The organism is Frigoribacterium sp. NPDC087798, from assembly GCF_044742985.1.
Classification (GTDB): domain Bacteria; phylum Actinomycetota; class Actinomycetes; order Actinomycetales; family Microbacteriaceae; genus Frigoribacterium.
In genome coordinates, this window is sequence record NZ_JBIUVP010000006.1 from 77,756 (window position 1) to 97,442 (window position 19,687).

Below are 19,687 nucleotides of genomic sequence, written 5' to 3' on the forward strand. Positions count from 1 at the left end.
GCGACCCGCCGCCGCCCTCCTGGAGGACCTCTCGTGACCAAGGCCCCGACCGTCTACGACGTGGCCGCCCACGCCGACGTGTCGATCGCGACGGTGTCGAGGGTGCTGCGCCGTCCCGACGACGTGCGCCCCGAGACCCGCAGCCGCGTGCTCGAGTCGGTGCGTGCCCTCGGCTACGTGCCGAGCGGCGCGGCCCGCGGCCTCGCCGGCCGGCGCACGGGCGTGCTCGGCCTCTTCCTGCCGGGCCACGACGGCATCGACGGCCCCGAACCCGACTGGGCCCGGGTGTCGGACGCCTCGCGCATCCCGCTGATCGACGATCGCGAGCGGGCGGACCCGCCGACCGTCGTCGACCCGGGCCGCGGTGCGGCGACCCTCACCGCGCCTCCTCGGGTCGACCACGCGTCGAACCCGGCGAACCTGTACTTCGACGAGGTGCTGCGCGGCGCCGAGGTCGAGGCCTGGCGACGCGGGTTCGCCCTCATGGTCGCCGCCGGGCGGGGGTCGAGCCGCGAGGTGATGGTCAACGACATCGCGGGTCGGGTCGACGGGCTCGCGGTGCTGGCCCAGACGGTGCCGGGCGACCTGCTGGCGCACGTGGCGCGACGCATCCCGGTCGTCGTGCTCGCCGACTCGCGACCGGGCGACGACCTCGACCACGTCGGCGTCGACAACGTCGCCGGCATGCACGCCCTGACCGACTTCGTGCTGGGGTCGCGGGGGGTTCGCGACGTCGCCTACGTCGCCGGACCGTCCGACTCGCCCGACGAGCTCGACCGTCACGCCGGTTTCGACCGGGCCGTCGAGGCGCACCGCGCGGCCGGCGCGCGCGTCACGGTCCGGGTCGAGCCGGGCGAGTTCTCCCGTGCCGGCGGTCGTCGCGCGGCGGCGGCCCTGCTCGAGGCCGGCGACCTGCCCGGAGCCGTCCTCTGCGCGAACGACCAGTCGGCCCTCGGCGTCCTCGACGTCTTCGGCGAGCAGGGCGTCGACGTGCCCGGTCGCGTGCTCGTGACGGGGTTCGACGGCATCGACGCCGGCCGGTTCTCCCGGCCCCGGCTCACCACGGTGCGCCAGCCGATGGGCGAGCTCGGCCGCATCGCCGTCCGGACGGTCGTCCGGCGACTGACCGACCCGGGAGCACCCGCGCAGCGGGTCACCCTGCCGGTCGAGGTGCTGCTCCGCGAGAGCTGCCCCGCGCTCTGAGCGTGGCCCGCCCACGAACGCACCGGCGCCTCCGCCCGCGAGCTCGCCCGCGCCTCCGCCCGCGAGCCAGTCGGCGAGCCCGGCAGCGCCTCCGCGCGCGCCTACCCCAGCCCGCGCTGCCCGGTGTCGGCACCCGTGACGCTGCCGTCGTCCGGCCCGAAGACGAAGTAGTGCACGCGGTCGGCGTCGACGCCGTGGCCGATCAGTGCCGCCCGGGCGATCGCCATGAACGGCACCGGCCCGCACAGGAACACCCGGTGCGAAGCGGTGAGGTCGACCCGGGCCAGGTCGATCGGGTCGAGGTAGACCCCCGGCCCGTCGATGGACGCCTCGGCCAGCGCGCTGAGCGCCGACAGCGACCCCTGCGTGTAGCTGACCCGCAGCGTCGCGTTCGGCATCGACGCGACCAGCGCCTCGAGTTCGACGCGGTGGGCGTGCCGCTCGGGGGTGCGCTCGAAGTGCAGGACCGTCACGACGCGGTCGGGCTCGGTGCGGGCCAGGTGGTCGAGCATGCCGAGCACGGGCGTGCAGCCGATGCCCGCCGAGACGAACAGCAGCGGGGCGTCGTCGAGGTCGTCGATCGTCAGCGACCCGATCGGGGGCGAGACGCTCACCACGTCGCCCACCCGCAGCTCGCGCATCAGGTGCGACGAGACCTCGCCGTCGGGGGCGGGCGGTTCGCCGACCAGCAGCCGTGCGCTGATGCGCCACTGCTCGTCGTGCCCGCCGCGCAGGCTGTACTGCCGGATCTGCCGGGCCCCGTCGGGCAGCCGCACCTGCACGGACGCGAACTGGCCGGCACGGTACCGCGGCAGCGTCTCGCTGTCGGCCGAGACGAGGGTGAGTGCGACGACGTCCTCGGCCTCGACGCGGTGTTCGGTGACGAGGGCCTCGCGCCACTCCTCGCCCGGCTCGAGGTCGGCCTGCCGGTAGATCGCCTCGACCGTCGTCACCATCTCGTCGCGGGCCTGCCGGTAGACGGCCGACCACGCATCGGCGACCTCGGTCGTGAGCCGGGGGCCGAGGGCGGCCGCGAACGCGTCGCCGAGGTGCCGCTCGAACAGGTCGTACTCGTCGCGGGTGACGCCGAGCGCCGCGTGCCGCTGGGCCAACCGCGAGACGATCTCGCCGGGCGTCGCCGGTGCGAGGGTCGGCGCCCCGGCCTGGCCGACGGCGTCGGCGTCGCCGTCGACGCCGGACGGTCCACCCCCCGAGGAGGCGCGGTGCCGGTCGCCACCGGCGGCACGCGTCGACCCCGGGGCCGCGTCGAGGACGGCCTGGGCGAGCGCCACGATCGTGCGGGCGAGCTCGCGCTGCTGCCGCCCCTGGGCGAGGTCCCCCCGGTTGAACTGGTCCCGCAGCAGATCGGGTCGCGTCGCGAACAGGCGGCGGTAGAAGTCGTCGGCGATGTCGTGCGCCCGCTCGGCGACCACGGGCAGCGAGGCGCGGAGCGCTCGCAGCTGCGTCGTGCTGGCCATGCGGGTCCCTCCGGTCGGCCGGGGTGCCGTGACCGGCACCCGACGCCGATTCTGGCGTGCGGGCCCTGGCATCCCCTGACGGTTGGCTCGGCGTCGAACGACCTCGCGCCTCCTCGTGGCCTCTCGACGGGGCCGACCACTTGCGCCCCTGCGATGTATGCGCTTACAGTGGGCCCAGCTCACCTCGACGACGAATGAGAGAACGTGGCGATGACGCACGCGACACCCCCTCGGCGACACCCACGCCGACGCTTCCGCACGCTCGCGGCCCTGGCAGCGGCCACGGCCGCCGTGCTCGTGGCCACCGGCTGCAGCATCCAGATCCGCAGCCAGCCCGACCCCAGCATCGGGGCCGACACGATGCTGATCAACGCCGACAAGGGCAACCCGCAGTTCGAGCGCAACTTCAACCCGTTCCTCACGAACAAGCGCACGGCCTCGACCTGGATCTACGAGCCCCTGCTCGAGATCAACCCGCTCGACGGCGAGATCACGCCCTGGCTCGCGAGCGAGACCGTCCTGCCCGACGCGCGCACGATCGACATGACGATCCGCGACGGCGTCGAGTGGTCCGACGGCACGCCCATGACCCCCGCCGACGTGGTCTACACGTTCGACCTCATCAAGGCGAACCCCACGCTCGACCTCAAGGGTGCGTGGCAGCACATCGACACGATCGAGCAGCAGGGCGACCACGTGGTCTTCCACCTGCAGACCGACGACGTGCCGGCCATGGAGATCATCGGTCAGACGACGATCGTCCCCGAGCACCTGTGGAAGGACGTCGACGACCCCACGACCTTCCGCAACCCCGACCCGGTGGGCACCGGACCGTTCACGCTCGGCAACTACTCGCCGCAGCAGTACTCGATGGACAAGAACGAGACCTACTGGCAGGCGGACAAGATCGAGATCGGTCACCTGATCCTGCCCGCGACGAACAACCAGCTCGACACCGTCACGCGCGGTTATGACTGGTCGTACTCGTTCATCAGCGACGTCGAGGGCACCTGGGGTGCCGCCAGCCCCGACAACCAGTTCTGGTTCCCGCCGGGCGGCGTGATCGGGCTCGTGCCGAACCTCACCAAGGCGCCCTTCGACGACGTGAACGTGCGTCGTGGCATCGCCCTGGCGCTCGACCGCGGCCCCATCGCCGAGTCGGCCACCGAGGGCTACCTCGAGCCGGCCGGTCAGACCGGGCTCATCCTGCCCAACCAGCAGGACGACCTCGACCCGTCGATCCCGAACGCCGGCATCCTCGAGCAGGACGTCGACGGCGCCCTCGCGGCGTTCGCCCAGTCGGGCTACACGCAGCAGGGTGACGAGCTGGTCGGCCCCGACGGCCAGCAGCTCGAGATCACGATCCTGACGGCCAACGGCTACACCGACTGGCTGCGGGCCGTGCAGGAGGTGCGGAGCCAGTTGGGCGCGATCGGCATCGACGTGCAGATCCAGGCTCCCCAGCCGGCCGGCTACCAGTCGGCCATCGCGAACGGCGAGTTCGACATGGCGATGGGCGGCATGGGCAACGGCAACGTCTACCAGGCCTACAACAACCTGCTCAACAGCCAGTTCGCCACCCCGGTCGGCGAGACCACGGCGGCCAACTTCGAGCGGTTCAGCGACCCGGCGGTCGACCAGCTGCTCGACGACTGGAAGGCCACGACCGACCCCGAGCAGCAGAAGCAGTACGCCTACCGGTTGCAGAACGTCGTCTACGACCAGCTGCCCGTGATCGGCCTCTACTACGGCGGGCTCTGGGGTCTGTTCAACGACTCGAAGTTCACCGGCTGGCCCACCGCCGAGAACCCGTACATGGCACCGCAGAACTACGACCAGGCACCGCTGCTGATCTTCACGAAGCTCAAGCGCGTCGACCAGGAAGAGGGCGACCAGTGAAGTACGCAGCCCAGAAACTCGGCCTGTTCGTGCTCACCCTGTGGGCGGCTGTCACGCTGAACTTCATCCTGCCGCGGTTGATGCCCGGCAGCCCGACCGACGCCGCGATCGCCAAGCTGTCGCAGAACGGCCCGGTCAGCGCGGCGACGCGCGCCGCCATCGAGGCCCAGCTCGGCGTGCCGAGCGGCAACGTGCTCCAGCAGTACGTCAGCTACCTCGGTCAGGTCGTGCGCCTGGACTTCGGCACGAGCTACACGTTCTTCCCCGAGACGGTCGGCCACCTGGTCGGCCAGGCCCTGCCGTTCACGCTGATCCTCGTCGGGGTCTGCACGATCATCGCCTTCGTGCTCGGCACCTTGATCGGGGTCGCCGCGGCCTGGAAGCGCGGCACCTGGCTCGACTCGCTGCCCACCCTGTCGGGCAGCTTCATGAGCACGTTCCCGTACTTCTGGACCGCTCTGCTGCTGCTGTTCTTCCTGGGCTACGTGCTGCACTGGTTCCCCACCACGGGGGCCTACGGCGCGACGACGACGCCCGGGTTCACGCCGGCCTTCGTCGGCGACGCCCTGCAGCACGCCGTGCTCCCGGCGATCACGATCCTGCTGACGAGCCTCGGCGGCTGGATACTCGGCATGCGCAACGCGATGATCTCGACGCTGGGCGACGACTACGTCACCTTCGCCGAGGCCAACGGGCTCAAGGGCCGCACGGTCGCCGTGCGCTACGCCGCCCGCAACGCGATCCTGCCCAACCTGACCGGCTTCGGCCTCGCCCTGGGCGGCGTGGTCGGCGGCTCGATCCTCGTCGAGCAGGTGTTCGGCTACCCCGGCATCGGCTACCTGCTGTTCAACGCCGTCATCGGCCAGGACTACCCGCTGATGCAGGCCCTCTTCCTGATGATCACGGTCAGCGTGCTCGTCGCCAACTTCCTCGTCGACATCTTGTACGGCGTGCTCGACCCTAGGACCCGCCGATGACCTCCACCGTGTCCGTCCACCTGCCCGAAGGCGCGCCCCCCACCGGGCCCGCCGAGCAGAAGGCGCCCAGTCGCTGGCTCACCATCGGCCGCATGGCCGCGACCATCTGGTCGAACCCCAAGGCGAAGATCGGCGTCGTCATCTTCGGCGTGTTCGTGCTCGTCGCGATCTTCGCCCCGCTGCTCGCCCCCTACGGCGCCAGCGAGAACGGCTTCGAGCGCAACGCCGACGCCAGCTGGGCCCATTGGATGGGCACGACGGCGGCCGGCGAGGACGTCCTCAGCCAACTGATCTACGGCGCCCGCATCAGCGTCTTCGTCGGTGTCGTGGCGGGCGTGCTGTCGACCCTGGTCGCCGTGGCGATCGGGCTCAGCTGGGGCTACATGAAGGGCTTCGGCGGCGACGTCGTCGGCTTCGTCGTCAACCTGTTCCTCGTGATCCCGGGTCTGCCCCTGATGATCGTCATCGCGGCCTACCTGCAGAACGGCGGCATCACCGTGATCCTCGCGGTGATCGTCATCACGGGCTGGGCCTGGGGAGCCCGCGTGCTGCGCAGCCAGACGCAGTCCCTGCGCTCGCGCGACTTCGTCACGGCGGCACGGTTCTCGGGCGAGAGCGCGGGACGCATCGTGTTCCGCGAGATCCTGCCCAACATGACCTCGCTGATCACCGGCTCGTTCTTCGGTGCCGCGACCAGCGCGATCCTCGCCGAGGCCGGCCTCGAGTTCCTGGGGCTCGGCGACTCGTCGATCGTCAGCTGGGGCACGATCCTCTACTGGGCCCAGAACTCGAACGCCCTGCTCACCGGCCAGTGGATCCTGCTCTTCGCGCCCGGCCTCTGCATCGCCCTGCTGGCGATGAGCCTGACCCTGATCAACTTCGGCGTCGACGCCGTCGGCAACCCTCGACTTCGCGAAGGCGCGAAGCAGAAGAAGGAGGCGCGCAAGTGACCGCCACGGACCTCACCACCGCCGACCGCGCCTCCTCGTCGTCCGACGACGTGCTGCTCGACGTCCGCGACCTCAGCGTCGTCTACGAGAGCGCCGGCGCCGAGCCCGTGCAGGCCGTCGACCACGTGTCGTTCCGGCTGAAGCGGGGCGAGTTCGTCGGCCTGGTCGGCGAGTCCGGCTCGGGCAAGTCGACCCTCGGCTACGCGCTGACCCGGCTGCAGAAGCCGCCGGCGCGCACCAACGGCGGCAGCATCTGGTTCGACGGTGCCGACGTCCGCGACCTCGACACCGAGGCCCTGCGTCAGCAGCGTCAGGGCGGCTTCGCGATGGTGCTGCAGTCGGGCATGAACGCGTTGAACCCGGTGCGCACGATCCGCAACCACTTCGTCGACGTGTTCAAGGCCCACGGCCACGTGCCGCGCGACCGGTGGCACAGCCGGGCCGCCGAGCTGGTCGCGAAGGTCGAGCTCGACGCGGGCGTGCTCGCCCGGTTCCCCGGCGAGCTGTCGGGCGGCATGCGCCAGCGCGTCTCGATCGCCCTCGCCCTGTCGCTCGAGCCGCAGCTGATGGTCTTCGACGAGCCGACCACGGCGCTCGACGTGCTCGTGCAGCACGCCGTGATGGACACGATCATCTCGCTGCAGCAGAGCGAGGGCTTCACCGCCGTCCTGATCAGCCACGACCTCGGGATCGTGCTCGAGTCGGCCCAGCGCGTGCTCGTGATGCACGAGGGCCGCATCGTCGAGGACGGTCGCTCGGCTGACGTGCTCGCCGACCCGCAGGACGACTACACGAAGATGCTCCTGTCGCACTACGCCGACCCTCGTGCCGAGGTCGTGTCGCTGCCCGGGTTCGAGGACCGCTCGGTCCGCCGGGCCCGGGGCGACCGCCGCGTCGACACGACGACCTCGGTGCCGACCGTCGCCACGCGCGGCCAGCGCACGGCGCAGCACGCGATCACCGTGAGCGGCGTGACCAAGACCTATGCGCCTCCTCGTCGGGGCGACGACCCCGTGCGGGCCGTCCGCGACGTGTCGTTCACGCTCGAACCGGGCCAGTCGCTCGCCCTCGTCGGGCAGAGCGGCTCGGGCAAGAGCACGATCGCCAAGCTCGTCACGGGCGTCGAGAAGCCGACGAGCGGCAGCGTCACGTTCGGCGACACCGACGTCACGGCGCTTCGCGGCCGCGCACTGCGCAGCTTCCGCAGCGACGTGCAGATGGTCTTCCAGGACCCGTACGCGGCGCTGAACCCGCTGCACACGGTCGAGTACACGCTCACGCGTCCCGTCGTGAACTACACCGGCCTGACCGGTCAGGAGGCGCGGCGCCGGGTGCTCGAGCTGCTCGAGACGGTCGGTCTGACGCCGGTCGAGCAGTTCGCGGCCAAGCTGCCGCACCAGCTGTCGGGTGGCCAGCGGCAACGCGTCGTGATCGCCCGGGCGCTCGCGAGCGACCCGCAGGTGATCATCGCCGACGAGCCCGTCTCGATGCTCGACGTCTCGCTGCGGGCCGGGGTGCTCGCCCTGCTCGAGGACCTCCGCGAGCAGTGGGGCGTCTCGATGCTCTACATCACCCACGACCTGCTCAGTGCCCGCCTGATCACCGACGACATCATGGTGCTCGACCAGGGAGCCGTGGTCGAGCGGGGGCACACGGCCGAGGTGCTGCAGCGACCGACCGACCCGTACACGGTGAAGCTGCTCGACGCGGTGCCGAACCCGCGCCGCACGCACCGCGCCTCCTGAACTCCTCGACCTCCTCCGAAAGGACCCCTGTGCTCACCTTCCCCGACGGCTTCCTGTGGGGTGCCGCGACCGCGGCGCACCAGATCGAGGGCAACAACGTGAACAGCAACTGGTGGGTGCACGAGCACGCGCCGGGCACGACCATCGTCGAACCGAGCGGTGACGCGGCCGACAGCTACAACCGGTTCCGCGACGACATCCGCCTGCTCGCCGAGCTGGGGCTCAACAGCTACCGGTTCAGCATCGAGTGGGCCCGCATCGAGCCCGAGCGCGGCGTCGTCAGCAAGGCGCAGATCGCTCACTACCGCCGCATGGTCGAGACCTGCCACGAGTTCGGCATCGAGCCGATCGTCACGCTGATGCACTTCACCGTGCCGCGCTGGTTCGAGCGCGACGGCTTCTGGCGCGCACCCGACGCCGCCGACCTGTTCGCCCGGTACACCGAGCTCGCCCTGCCCGTCGTCGCCGAGGGCGTCGAGTACGTCTGCACCATCAACGAACCGAACATCGCCGCGATGCTCGCCGGCGGGGAGGACGCCTCGAACCTCGTCGCATACGGGCTGCCGAACCCCGACCTCGAGGTCGCCGACGCCCTGCTCGCCTCGCACAAGCGCAGCCGTGAGGTGCTGTCGCAGTTGCCTCGGATCAAGTCGGGCTGGACCGTCGCCACCCAGGCGTTCAAGGCCGTCGACGAGCCGGGTGCCGCCGAGAAGACGCGCGAGTACGGCTACGTGCGTGACGACTGGTACAGCGAGATGGCGGCGGGCGACGACTTCGTCGGCGTGCAGGCCTACACGCAGACCTTCGTCGGGCCCGAGGGGCCGCGGCCGGTCGCCGAGGGGCTCGAGACGACGCTGACCGGGTGGGAGTTCTACCCGCCGGCCGCCGCCGAGGGCATCCGCAGCGCGTGGGAGCTGTCCGGCCACGTGCCCGTCATGGTCACCGAGAACGGCATCGCGACCGCCGACGACACCCGTCGCATCGCCTACACGCAGGGCGCGCTCGAGCACGTCCACGACACCATCGACGAGGGCATCGAGGTGCTCGGCTACCAGCACTGGAGCGCCCTCGACAACTACGAGTGGGCCAGCGGGTTCCGCCCGACCTTCGGCCTGATCGGCTGGGACCGCGACACCTTCGAGCGGACGCCGAAGCCGAGCGCCCGCTGGTACGGCGAGGTCGCGCGCGCGAACGGGCTGGCGCGGGCGTAGCGCCCTCCGGCCCTGCCGGACCGGGACGGCGCGGGGCGCACGAGAACGCAGGAGGCGCGGGTCACCCGACCCGCGCCTCCTGCGTCTCGGCCCCGGGGCCGATGCCGTGCCTAGAAGTAGGTGATGCCGTGCAGCGGCCGCTCGGGCAGCAGCATCGCGCGGAACTTCTGGACGGCGCCCTTGCGTCGCTCGCGGACCAGGCCGGCCGCGGCCAGCGTGACCGGGTCGGAGCCGCCGAGCCAGAGCGAGCCGAGCGTGGCGACGTCGAGTTCGAGGTCGGCCCGGCGGACGGCTGCCTTCTTCACCGTCGCCTCGCCTGCCTCGCTCGTGACCCGGTACGTGCCGGCCGCGTGGCCCAGCGCGTCACCGATCGCGATCGTGACGACGCCGTCGGCCGCCCACGGGCGAGCCTGCAGGGCCGCGACCGGGTCGAGGACGCGGAACCACACGTGGTCCTCGTCGTGGCTGATGGTCAGGGCGCGACCGTCGACGATCGCGTGCGCCAAGGGGTCGTGCTGCGGGGCGTTCGAGTACCGGACGAGCCGGACCAGGTCGATCGCGAGCAGCAGTTGCCAGAGGCCGAGGTAGGCGTCGTCGGTCGCGGCCACGAGGTCGACGACGACGAGGGTCTGGACACCCGTGGAACCGGGGCCGCCCCCGGCCGACTCGACCCGGTACGTGACGTAGCCGTCGACGGTGCCGGTCGCGTCGCGGTGCACCGCGGCCCGGACCGCGGGGTCGGGCGTGCCGTCGGCGCGCTCGCGGCCGAGGGCGTGGTTCCAGGCGCCTTCGTGCCGGTCGATCGAACCGGGGCTGCGGACGTGGAACCGGGCGAAGACGTCGGGGGCGACCTCGGCGAGCGAGGCCGTGGTGACGAGCTCGGTGCTGCCCTCGGGCTCGCTGAGCAGGCCGCCCGCGCGACGGACGTCGACCTCGATGGTGCGCTCGCGGACGCCCACGCCGAAGCCGAAGCGCCGGTAGATCGACGCCTCGCTCGCGGTGAGGGCGGCGACCGGGGTGCCGGCCGCCTTGGCGCGGGCGAGGTCGTCGGTGATCATCCGACGCAGGATGCCCTTGCGGCGGTGGGTCGGTTGCACGGTGACGCCGGCGACCAGGTCGGCGTCGATCAGACGGCCGCCGCCGACGTGCAGGGTCTTGTCGAACGACGCGAAGGTGGCGACGGGGCGACCCTCGGCGTCGAGCGAGCCGGGGGTGGCCTCGCGGCGGTAGACGCCCGTGAGACGTCGCCCGTCGGCGACGAGGCGACGCGCGGCACGGCCGAGGGAGTCGTCGTCGCCGGCCGGTTCGTGGAAGCCCATCGACTCGGCGTCGACCCAGGCGGCGGTCGCCACGTCGGCCCGCGGGGAGTCGTCACTCGCCTCGGGGTCGAGCGCGGCCGCGAAGGTGCGGAGGTCGTAGTCGTCGTCGAGGGTGCTCACCCGGTCAGCCTACGGAGGACGGCCGACGTTGTCGTCGGTCTCGAGGAGGAGCGGCGGCCGCCGGGCACGTCGGCGTCGGGGACGGGGGAGGGCCGGCCCCGCGGGTGCGGAGCCGGCCCTGGTGGTGATGGTGCCGGTACTGGTGGTGGTGTCAGCGTCCGGTGACGAAGTCGATCCCTGTGGTGGTCTTCGTCGTGCCGTCGGTGGCCTTCTGCTCGAAGGTCAGCTGGTAGGTCGTGCCGGCGGGCCCGACGTAGCGGTCGAACGCGAACGCGCCGGTGGACGAGGCGGTGGTGCTGCCGAACGGCGTGCCCCACTGGTTCTTGCCGACGACCGTGGCGAAGGGCGTGGCGGTGCCCCGGAACGCCACGGTGCGGTGGGCCTCGGCGATGCCGCCGTCACGGATGACCGGCGAGGACATCGTGACGTCGACCAGGGCGTCCTTCTGGTGCGTCAACGTCACGACCTCCTCTTGCACGTCGGTGCCGTGGGTGGCGACGAAGGTCAGGACGTAGCCGGGGTTCGTCGGTCCGAGGTTGCGCGAGAACGCCCAGGTGCCGTCGCTGCCGATGGTCGCCTTGCCCATCTGGGTGCCCCACTGGTTGGTGGAGACGAGCTGGGCGCCGACGGTGCCCGTGCCGGTGAAGCGGGCGATGCCCTCGCGGTAGGAGTCGCCGTCCACGTGACTGGTGACGGTCAGCGGTCGCGAGGGAGCCTCGTAGTCGAGGTGCAGGGTCACCAGGGTGGGCGCACCGGTGGTGGGCGTCATCGTGAAGGTGATGTCGTAGCCGGCGCTGGTCGGGCCGAGGTTGCGGCTGAAGCTCCAGTCGCCGTCCTCGTCCACGCGGGTCGAACCCATGGGCGTGCCCCACTGGTTGGCGGCGGTCAGGCGGGCGTCGGGCGTGCCGCGGCCGCTGAACGTCGCGATGCCGGTGGTGTAGCGGCCACCGTCGGTGTGGCTGGTCACGGTGAGGTCGGTCAGGTCCTCGTCGTCGGAGCCGTCTGAGCCGTCGGACACGGTGAACGAGCGCGTCGAGGTCAACGGCGCGAGGGTCCGCCAGTAGGGCGTCTCGGTGACCGTCATGGTCTGCGGGCCGGACGTCAGGGGCGCCTCCAGCTCGCAGGTCCAGGTCCCGTCGCTCCCGACGAACGCGGCGCAGGCCTCGCCGGCACGCGCCAGGTCGGTTGCGATCGCGATGCGGGACCCGGGGATGCCCTCGCCGGTGATCGAGGTCATGTCGGTCGAGATGGTCTCGCCCTCGGCGATCGAGGTCACCTCGAGGGGGAACGTCTCGGGAGCCGAGTTCGTCTCGGTCGCCTCGACCGTGATCGTGGTGGCCTCGGACAGCTCGCCGTTCCGGACGGTGTAGAGGTCGACGTCCTGCCCGGCGAACGAGGTCGGGATGCGGAGGATGTACGCGCCGTTCCAGGTGGACTCGGTCGCGGCGACGAACTCGCCGTCGATCTGGGCGATCACCGTCGGCACGAGGTACTCGTCGGCGAAGTACGAGGTGGTGCCCTGGACGTAGAAGGTGCTCGACTCCTCGGAGATGCCGTGCATCAACGGGGCCGAGAGCGGTGAGCCGGCCGGGGCCTCGAGCGGCGTCAGGTCGATCTCGAGGGAGTCGCCGTCGCCGTCGCCGTCGTGGGACAGCCCCGTGATGGTCGCGGTCTGCCCGGCCAGCGACCCGTCGAGCAGGAACGAGAACCGGCCGTGCTGCCCGCGGAGACGGGTCTCGCTGTGGTCGCCGACGTCGATGCGGGCCTGGCCGGCCCCGTGGATGATCGTTCGGACGGTCAGGCGGCCGTCGGGGCCCTCGGTCACCGACGACAGGAGGGGGGTCGAGGGGCGACCCGGCGTCTCGGACCCGGGGTCGGGCATGGTGTCGGCGACGGAGAACGCCGTCCCGGCGGTCTGCTTCGGTGCCGCGGCCCAGACGGGCGTCTCGGTCACGACGGTGTCGTAGCTCCCGGCGGGCAGCGTCGGTGACGTGCAGCTCCAGTCGCCCAGCGACGAGACGCGGGTCTTGCAGAGCGTCGAGGAGGCGCGGTTCGTCTTCTCGTCGCGTGTCACGACGATCTGTGAGTTCGGGATGCCGGTCCCGGCGAAGGTCGCTTCGGGGGTCGCCAGCACGTCGCCCGCGGTGGGCGACCCGACGTCGAGCGGGTGGACGTCGGAGGCGGTGTTGCGTTCGGTCGGGACGAGCGCGACCTGGGCCGTCCCGCTGGCGTGGCCCTGGTAGTAGGCCGTCACGTCGATGACCTCGCCGGCGCGCGAGGCGGGCACGGTGAGCGAGAACGACCCGTTCTCGGACGGGAAGTCCCACGACATGCCCGACCGGTTGGCCCACACCTCGGTCTTCGAGAAGAGATCGGGATGGTGGGCCACCGTGCCCTCGATCACGAGGTGTTCGTCGTCGTACTGGCTGACCCCGTGGATGACGGGCGTGCCGGGCGCCTCGTCCTCGCCCTCGGCGTACTGGATCTCGAGGACGAAATCGACCTCGACCCGACCCTGCGGGGTGTACGAGATCAGCGTGGCCTTCTTGCCCCGGTCGGCGACGTCGACGAGCGTGGCGAAGCGGTCGTTCCAGACGGAGGCGCCGTGGCTGCCTCCGCCTTCGATGTCGATGCCCACGAGCCGGGCGCCCGGAGCCATGCCCGCGACCGACAGCTTGTCGCCGTCGCTCGGTTCGACGAACGCGATGCGGGGTGCGGTCGGGGTCGTGGTGGACGCCGCGGGTGACGCCTCGGGCGAGGACCGGTCGGGGATGGTGGTGGCGGCGGGGGCCGCGAGGGCCGCCGTGGGGGAGAGGGTGCCCACGGCGAGGGCCGCGAGGCCGACGGCGGCGAGGCCTGATCTGATCGTGCTCATGTCTTCTTCCGGATGGGGGAAAGGGAAGACCGATCGGGGCGGCCGGGAGATACTTTACATTCCACGACCGGGTCAGGCGACTCCGAGCACGGCTCAGTCGATCGAGCGCTGCACCGCCTTCACCGGCAGCATCAACACGAGCCCGGCGAGCAGGACGAGCGCGATCCCGACGATCCCGAAGCGGGTGTCGCCCGTCGCGCTCACGAACAGGGTGAACAGCCCGGGGGCGAGGAAGCTCACGGCTCGCCCGGTCGTCGCGTAGAGCCCGAAGATCTCGCCCTCGCGCCCGGGCGGCGTCACCCGGGCGAGGAACGACCGGCTCGCCGACTGGATCGGACCGACGAAGAGCGCCAGGGCGAGGCCGAACACCCAGAAGAGGTTCGTCGCGGTCCCGATCGCGAGCACCGCGAAGGCGGCGATCACGAGCCCCACCAACGACGCGACGATGATCGTCTTGGCCCCGAGACGGTCGTCGAGCCAACCCCCGACGAACGTGCCGATGCCGGCGACGAGGTTCGCCCCGACGGCGAAGTAGATCACCATGCTCGGCGAGAAGCCGAAGACCTGGGCGGCGATGATGGCGCCGAAGGTGAAGACGGCCGCGAGGCCGTCACGGAACACGGCGCTGGCCAGCAGGAACAGCAGCACCTGGCGGTTGGTGCGCCAGAGCTTGGCGATCGTCGACCCCAGGAGGCGGTACGAGCGCCACAAGCCCACCCGGGCCCGTGCGGCGGTGGCGGGCAGCTCGGGCACCGACAGCAGGACCGGCACCGCGAAGACCGCGAACCACGCCGCGGCGACGACGATCGACAGGCGGACGTCCCACGCGCCTCCTTCCGTTCCCGTGGCGACGCCGAACAGGCCGCCGCGTCCCTCGACTCCGAAGCTCTGCAAGAAGGCGACGAGCAGCAACAGCAGCAGGACGATGCCGCCGACGTAGCCGAGGCCCCAGCCGAACCCCGACACCTTCCCGATCGTCCCCGGCGTCGAGACCTGCACGAGCATGGCGTTGTAGTTGACGCTCGCGAACTCGAAGAAGAGGTTGCCGACGGCGAGCAGGGCCGCGCCGAAGACGAGGTACCCGGGCGCCGGGGCGACCAGCACCATCGCGGCCATGGCCAGCACCACGAGACCGGTGTTGATGGCGAGCCAGAGCTTGCGGCGCCCGGAGCCGTCGCTGCGCTGGCCGAGCACCGGCGCGAGCAGCGCGATCAGCACCCCCGCGATCGTCAGGGCGGTCGAGATGACCGTCGCGTTCTCGGCCTTGGCCAGCACCAGGGCCGGGTTGCGCGCGTCGTCGCCGGCCGCCGCCACGATCGCCGGATCGACGAAGGCGCCGGACGCCAGGTAGGTGCTGAAGACGAACGAGGTGACCACGGCGTTGAAGGCGGCGGAGCCACAGTCCCAGAGGGCCCACGAGAGCACCCGGCGGCGGGGGATCGGGTCGGCGTCGGCGAGCGTCTGCGCTGCGGTCATGGGGGTCAACCTAGTGGGCGTCCGTGGCCGAGGGGGGTCGCGCCTCCTCGTCCGGCGTGGGCGCGGCGACCCTCTCACGAGAGTTGAGTCATTCTGGCTCAACTTTCAGGTTCGCCGCTTGACCTCGTCGGCAGGGCGAGTAAAGTTGAGCCTGGCCGACTCAAGGCCGGCCCCCACAGGTTTCCGCAACATCGCACCACGAAGGAGAAAAGCACATGGCACGTGCAGTAGGAATCGACCTCGGTACCACCAACTCGGTCGTCAGCGTCCTCGAGGGTGGCGAGCCCACCGTCATCGCGAACGCCGAGGGTCTGCGCACGACCCCCTCGGTCGTCGCCTTCACGAAGGACGGCGAGGTGCTGGTCGGCGAGACCGCGAAGCGCCAGGCCGTCACCAACGTCGACCGCACCATCGCGTCGGTCAAGCGCCACGTCGGCACCGACTGGAAGGTCGAGATCGACGACAAGAAGTACACCCCGCAAGAGATCAGCGCGCGCATCCTGGGCAAGCTCAAGCGCGACGCCGAGCAGTACCTGGGCGAAGAGGTCACCGACGCCGTCGTGACCGTCCCCGCGTACTTCAACGACTCCGAGCGCCAGGCCACGAAAGAGGCCGGCGAGATCGCGGGCCTGAACGTCCTGCGCATCATCAACGAGCCGACCGCCGCGGCGCTCGCCTACGGCCTCGACAAGGGCAAGGAAGACGAGCTCATCCTGGTCTTCGACCTCGGTGGCGGAACGTTCGACGTCTCGCTGCTCGAAGTCGGCAAGGACGAGGACTTCTCCACCATCCAGGTGCGCAGCACCTCGGGTGACAACCGCCTCGGCGGCGACGACTGGGACAACCGGATCGTCGAGCACCTCATCAAGAAGTTCAAGGACGCCCACGGCGTCGACCTGTCGACCGACAAGATCGCCAAGCAGCGCCTCAAAGAGGCCGCCGAGCAGGCCAAGAAAGAGCTGTCGTCGAGCACCTCGACCAGCATCCAGCTGCCGTACCTCACGCTGACCGCCGACGGCCCGCTCAACCTCGACGAGACGATCTCGCGCTCGCAGTTCGAGCAGTGGACGAGCGACCTGCTCGACCGCACCAAGAAGCCGTTCAACGACGTCATCAAAGAGGCGGGCGTGAAGGTGGGCGACATCGCCCACGTCGTGCTCGTCGGTGGCTCGACCCGCATGCCCGCGGTCACCGAGGTCGTCAAGCAGCTCACCGGTGGTCAGGAGCCCAACAAGGGCGTCAACCCCGACGAGGTCGTCGCCGTCGGTGCCGCCCTCCAGGCCGGCGTGCTGAAGGGTGAGCGCAAGGACGTCCTGCTCATCGACGTCACCCCGCTCAGCCTCGGCATCGAGACCAAGGGTGGCGCGATGACGAAGCTCATCGAGCGCAACACCGCCATCCCGACCAAGCGCAGCGAGACCTTCACGACGGCCGACGACAACCAGCCGTCCGTCGCGATCCAGGTGTTCCAGGGCGAGCGCGAGTTCACGCGTGACAACAAGAACCTCGGCACCTTCGAGCTGACCGGCATCGCGCCGGCCCCCCGTGGCGTGCCGCAGATCGAGGTCACGTTCGACATCGACGCCAACGGCATCGTGCACGTGTCCGCGAAGGACAAGGGCACCGGCAAGGAGCAGTCGATGGTCATCTCGGGCGGCTCGTCGCTGTCGAAGGACGACATCGAGCGCATGGTGCGCGAGGCCGAGGAGAACGCCGCCGAAGACAAGGCGCGTCGCGAGGCCAACGAGACCCGCAACTCGGCCGAGCAGCTCGTCTACTCGATCGAGAAGCTGATCAAGGAGAACGACGAGAAGCTGCCCGCGGACGTCAAGTCCGAGGTCCAGGCCGACGTCGACTCGCTCAAGTCCGCCCTCGCCGGCGACGACGAGTCCGCGATCAAGCCCGCCTTCGACAAGCTCAACGAGAGCCAGCAGAAGCTCGGCCAGGCGATCTACTCGCAGAGCCAGGCCGACCAGGCCGGTGCTGCCGGTGCGGCCGGTGCCGAGGGTGCTCCCGCCGATGGCCAGGCCCAGGGCGACGACGAGGACATCGTCGACGCCGAGGTCGTGGACGACGACGACAACGACAAGAAGTAGAGGCGGTCGGCATGACTGACGACAACAAGACGCCCGACGACGAGCCGCGTCCCGCGACCCCGTCCGAAGACGGTGGCACGGCCGACGTGGTCGAGCCCGACGAGCTCGTCGACGCCGAGGCTCCCGACGTCGAGACCCCGGCCGACGCCGAGGCCCCGGCCGGGGCCAAGGCCGCCGCCGAGTCGATGGCCGAGGCGCCCGAGGGCACCGAGACGCTGAGCGCCGACGACGAGGCCATCCTCGACGCGGCCAGTGCCGACCTGGTGGCCGACATGCGACAGGACATGCTGCGGGCCCAGGCCGAGCTGGTGAACTTCCGGAGGCGCGTCGAGCGTGACCGCGAGGCCAACCGCGAGGCCGTGGTGGCCGAGGTCGTCCGTTCGCTGCTGCCGGCGCTCGACGACCTGGCCCGTGCCGAACAGCACGGCGACCTGGCCGAGGGGCCCATGACGGTCATCGCGCAGAAGATCCGCGGGGGGCTCGACAAGTTCGGCCTGGCGCAGATCGGCGCGAAGGGCGACGTCTTCGACCCCAGCAAGCACGACGCCCTCGTCCAGCTGCCGAGTGCCGACGTCACGGTCAACACCGTGGCCGACGTGATCGAGCCGGGCTACACGATCGGCGACCGGGTCATCCGGGCCGCCAAGGTCGCGGTGCACACCCCCCAGTAGCACCCCGGTGACGGGCGGCCCCCGGGCTGCCCGTCACCACCCCTGCGACGCAAGTCGCGATCGGCGGTGGGCTCCTCGACGAGGTGCCCACCGCCTCCCCCGTTCTCTTCCGGTCGCTGCCAGGCAGCGACCTCCAGTCAAGGAAGGAGGTGCCGCATGGCGAGTCAGGACTGGTTCGACAAGGACTTCTACGCCGTCCTCGGTGTCTCCAAAGACGTCACGCCCGCCGAGCTCAAGAAGGTCTACCGCAAGCTCGCGCGCAAGTACCACCCCGACTCCAACCCCGGCGACGCGGCCAGCGAGGCGAAGTTCAAAGAGATCAGCGAGGCCCACTCGGTGCTCTCCGATCCCGAGCAGCGTCGCGAGTACGACCAGGTGCGCGCCATGGGCGGCGGTGCCCGCTTCGCGGCAGGCAGCGGCGGCCCCGGAGGCGCGGGCGGCGGCTTCGAGGACGTCTTCGGCGGCATGTTCAACCAGGGCGGACAGCGCACGCAGTTCCGCCAGGGCGGCGGTGGTGGCGGCTTCGACGACATCTTCGGCGGCATGTTCGGCGGTGGTGGATTCGGCCAGACCAGCGGCGGCTACCGCGGCTTCGGCGGCCCGCAGAAGGGCCGCGACATGACGGCCACGACGACCCTCGACTTCCAGACCGCCATCGTCGGCGAGACCATCACGCTGCAGGCCTCGAACGGCAAGCCGATGAAGGTCCGCATCCCGGCCGGCGTGCACGACGGCCAGAAGATCAAGCTGCGCGGTCGCGGCGAGCAGAGCCCCGACGGCGGCGAGGCCGGCGACATGGTGTTGACCGTCGCCGTCCGCAAGCACCCCGTCTTCGAGCTCGACGGCAAGAACCTGCGCCTCGACGTGCCGGTCACCTTCGCCGAGGCGACGCTCGGTGCGACCATCGAGGTGCCCACCCTGGGCGGCGACCCCGTGCGCCTGCGCGTCGCGCCGGGCACGCCTTCGGGTCGCGTCCTGCGCGTCAAGGGTCGCGGCGTGCACGCCAAGGACGGCGTCGGCGACCTGCTCGCCACCGTCCAGGTCGCGGTGCCGGCGCACCTCAACGACAAGGCGCGCGAGGCCGTGGAGGCCCTGGCCGCCGCGCTGCCGGCCGAGAACCCGCGCGACGACCTCATCGCCCGCGCCCGGGCCTGACGAGACCGACCCGACCCGCGCCTCCTCGGCGGCAGGCCACGAGCGACGAGACAGGAGACGAGATGGACCGACCGGACCCCACCCAGTGGCCGATGGACGAGCACTCGCCCCTCTTCGCGATCGCGACCGCCGCCGAGCTCTCGGGCCTGCACGCGCAGACCCTGCGGCAGTACGACCGGCTCGGCCTGGTCGTCCCGCAGCGCACCGCGGGCAAGTCGAGGCGCTACTCGATGCGGGACGTCGTCCAATTGCGCGAGATCGCCCGACTCGGGGGCGAGGGCATCTCGCTCGAGGGCATCAAGCGCATCCTCGAACTCGAGAACCAGGTCACCTCGTTGCAGTCCCGGGTGCGCGAGCTCGAACGGGCCCTGGCCGACGAGATGGTCAACCGACCCGGTGCCCGGGTCTTCGCCGCGGGCGAGAGCGGCGTCGTGCCGCTGCGACACGGCACCCGTCCGTCGCGGCAGACCTCGGTCGTCGTCTGGCGGCCGCTGCGCTGACGCGCGACCCCG

14 protein-coding genes are annotated in these 19,687 nt (G+C 71.1%); 10 read left to right on the top strand and 4 right to left on the bottom strand.

Going from position 1 to position 19,687, the window contains the following annotated elements:
- Window positions 1-33 precede the first annotated feature (33 nt).
- A complete protein-coding gene (locus ACIOSR_RS14185; protein ID WP_402752937.1) occupies window positions 34-1,203 on the top strand; it encodes a LacI family DNA-binding transcriptional regulator in 1,170 nt (389 codons plus the stop codon).
- Window positions 1,204-1,304: 101 nt separating this feature from the next.
- On the opposite strand, the gene ACIOSR_RS14190 is transcribed toward ACIOSR_RS14185, so the two are convergent.
- Window positions 1,305-2,681 carry a globin domain-containing protein gene (locus tag ACIOSR_RS14190; RefSeq protein ID WP_402752938.1) on the bottom strand — a complete coding sequence of 459 codons (1,377 nt, stop codon included), beginning with the start codon at window positions 2,679-2,681 and terminating at the stop codon, window positions 1,305-1,307.
- Between the two features lie 210 nt (window positions 2,682-2,891).
- Between ACIOSR_RS14190 and ACIOSR_RS14195 the strand changes: the two genes are divergently transcribed.
- From ACIOSR_RS14195 to ACIOSR_RS14215, 5 genes are read left to right on the top strand one after another with little or no spacing between them, the layout of a single operon-like run.
- Window positions 2,892-4,580, top strand: coding sequence for an ABC transporter substrate-binding protein (locus ACIOSR_RS14195; RefSeq protein WP_402752939.1), 1,689 nt, complete (start codon window positions 2,892-2,894; stop codon window positions 4,578-4,580).
- Window positions 4,577-5,557, top strand: a complete 981-nt coding sequence (locus ACIOSR_RS14200; protein ID WP_056049705.1) for an ABC transporter permease — start codon at window positions 4,577-4,579, stop codon at window positions 5,555-5,557. Before ACIOSR_RS14195 ends, ACIOSR_RS14200 begins: the two co-directional genes overlap by 4 nt.
- Window positions 5,554-6,507, top strand: coding sequence for an ABC transporter permease (locus ACIOSR_RS14205; protein ID WP_123570899.1), 954 nt, complete (start codon window positions 5,554-5,556; stop codon window positions 6,505-6,507). Before ACIOSR_RS14200 ends, ACIOSR_RS14205 begins: the two co-directional genes overlap by 4 nt.
- Complete coding sequence (locus tag ACIOSR_RS14210; protein ID WP_267658987.1) at window positions 6,504-8,252, top strand: ABC transporter ATP-binding protein; 1,749 nt, start codon at window positions 6,504-6,506, stop codon at window positions 8,250-8,252. Before ACIOSR_RS14205 ends, ACIOSR_RS14210 begins: the two co-directional genes overlap by 4 nt.
- Window positions 8,253-8,281: 29 nt before the next feature.
- Complete coding sequence (locus tag ACIOSR_RS14215; protein ID WP_192124899.1) at window positions 8,282-9,463, top strand: family 1 glycosylhydrolase; 1,182 nt, start codon at window positions 8,282-8,284, stop codon at window positions 9,461-9,463.
- Window positions 9,464-9,573: 110 nt separating this feature from the next.
- On the opposite strand, the gene ACIOSR_RS14220 is transcribed toward ACIOSR_RS14215, so the two are convergent.
- The 3 genes from ACIOSR_RS14220 to ACIOSR_RS14230 form a co-directional block, all read right to left on the bottom strand.
- Window positions 9,574-10,902, bottom strand: a complete 1,329-nt coding sequence (locus ACIOSR_RS14220; RefSeq protein WP_402752940.1) for a GNAT family N-acetyltransferase — start codon at window positions 10,900-10,902, stop codon at window positions 9,574-9,576.
- A gap of 151 nt (window positions 10,903-11,053) precedes the next feature.
- On the bottom strand, window positions 11,054-13,777 hold the full coding sequence (locus ACIOSR_RS14225) for a hypothetical protein (RefSeq protein WP_402752941.1): 2,724 nt from the start codon (window positions 13,775-13,777) through the stop codon (window positions 11,054-11,056).
- Window positions 13,778-13,870: 93 nt separating this feature from the next.
- A complete protein-coding gene (locus tag ACIOSR_RS14230) occupies window positions 13,871-15,253 on the bottom strand; it encodes an MFS transporter (protein WP_402752942.1) in 1,383 nt (460 codons plus the stop codon).
- Between the two features lie 215 nt (window positions 15,254-15,468).
- Here ACIOSR_RS14230 and dnaK point away from each other — a divergent pair, with 215 nt between their 5' ends.
- From dnaK to ACIOSR_RS14250, 4 genes are all read left to right on the top strand, one after another.
- Window positions 15,469-17,349 (top strand): molecular chaperone DnaK, encoded by a 1,881-nt coding sequence (gene dnaK / locus ACIOSR_RS14235; protein WP_056049689.1) that lies wholly within the window; start codon window positions 15,469-15,471, stop codon window positions 17,347-17,349.
- Window positions 17,350-17,360: 11 nt separating this feature from the next.
- The gene (locus ACIOSR_RS14240) at window positions 17,361-18,020 is read left to right on the top strand and encodes a nucleotide exchange factor GrpE (RefSeq protein ID WP_233568413.1); all 660 of its coding nucleotides are present in this window, start codon (window positions 17,361-17,363) and stop codon (window positions 18,018-18,020) included.
- A 156-nt stretch (window positions 18,021-18,176) separates the two neighbouring features.
- Window positions 18,177-19,175, top strand: a complete 999-nt coding sequence (locus tag ACIOSR_RS14245) for a DnaJ C-terminal domain-containing protein (RefSeq protein WP_056049686.1) — start codon at window positions 18,177-18,179, stop codon at window positions 19,173-19,175.
- A 92-nt stretch (window positions 19,176-19,267) separates the two neighbouring features.
- Window positions 19,268-19,675 carry a heat shock protein transcriptional repressor HspR gene (locus tag ACIOSR_RS14250; RefSeq protein WP_056049862.1) on the top strand — a complete coding sequence of 136 codons (408 nt, stop codon included), beginning with the start codon at window positions 19,268-19,270 and terminating at the stop codon, window positions 19,673-19,675.
- Window positions 19,676-19,687: the final 12 nt, after the last annotated feature.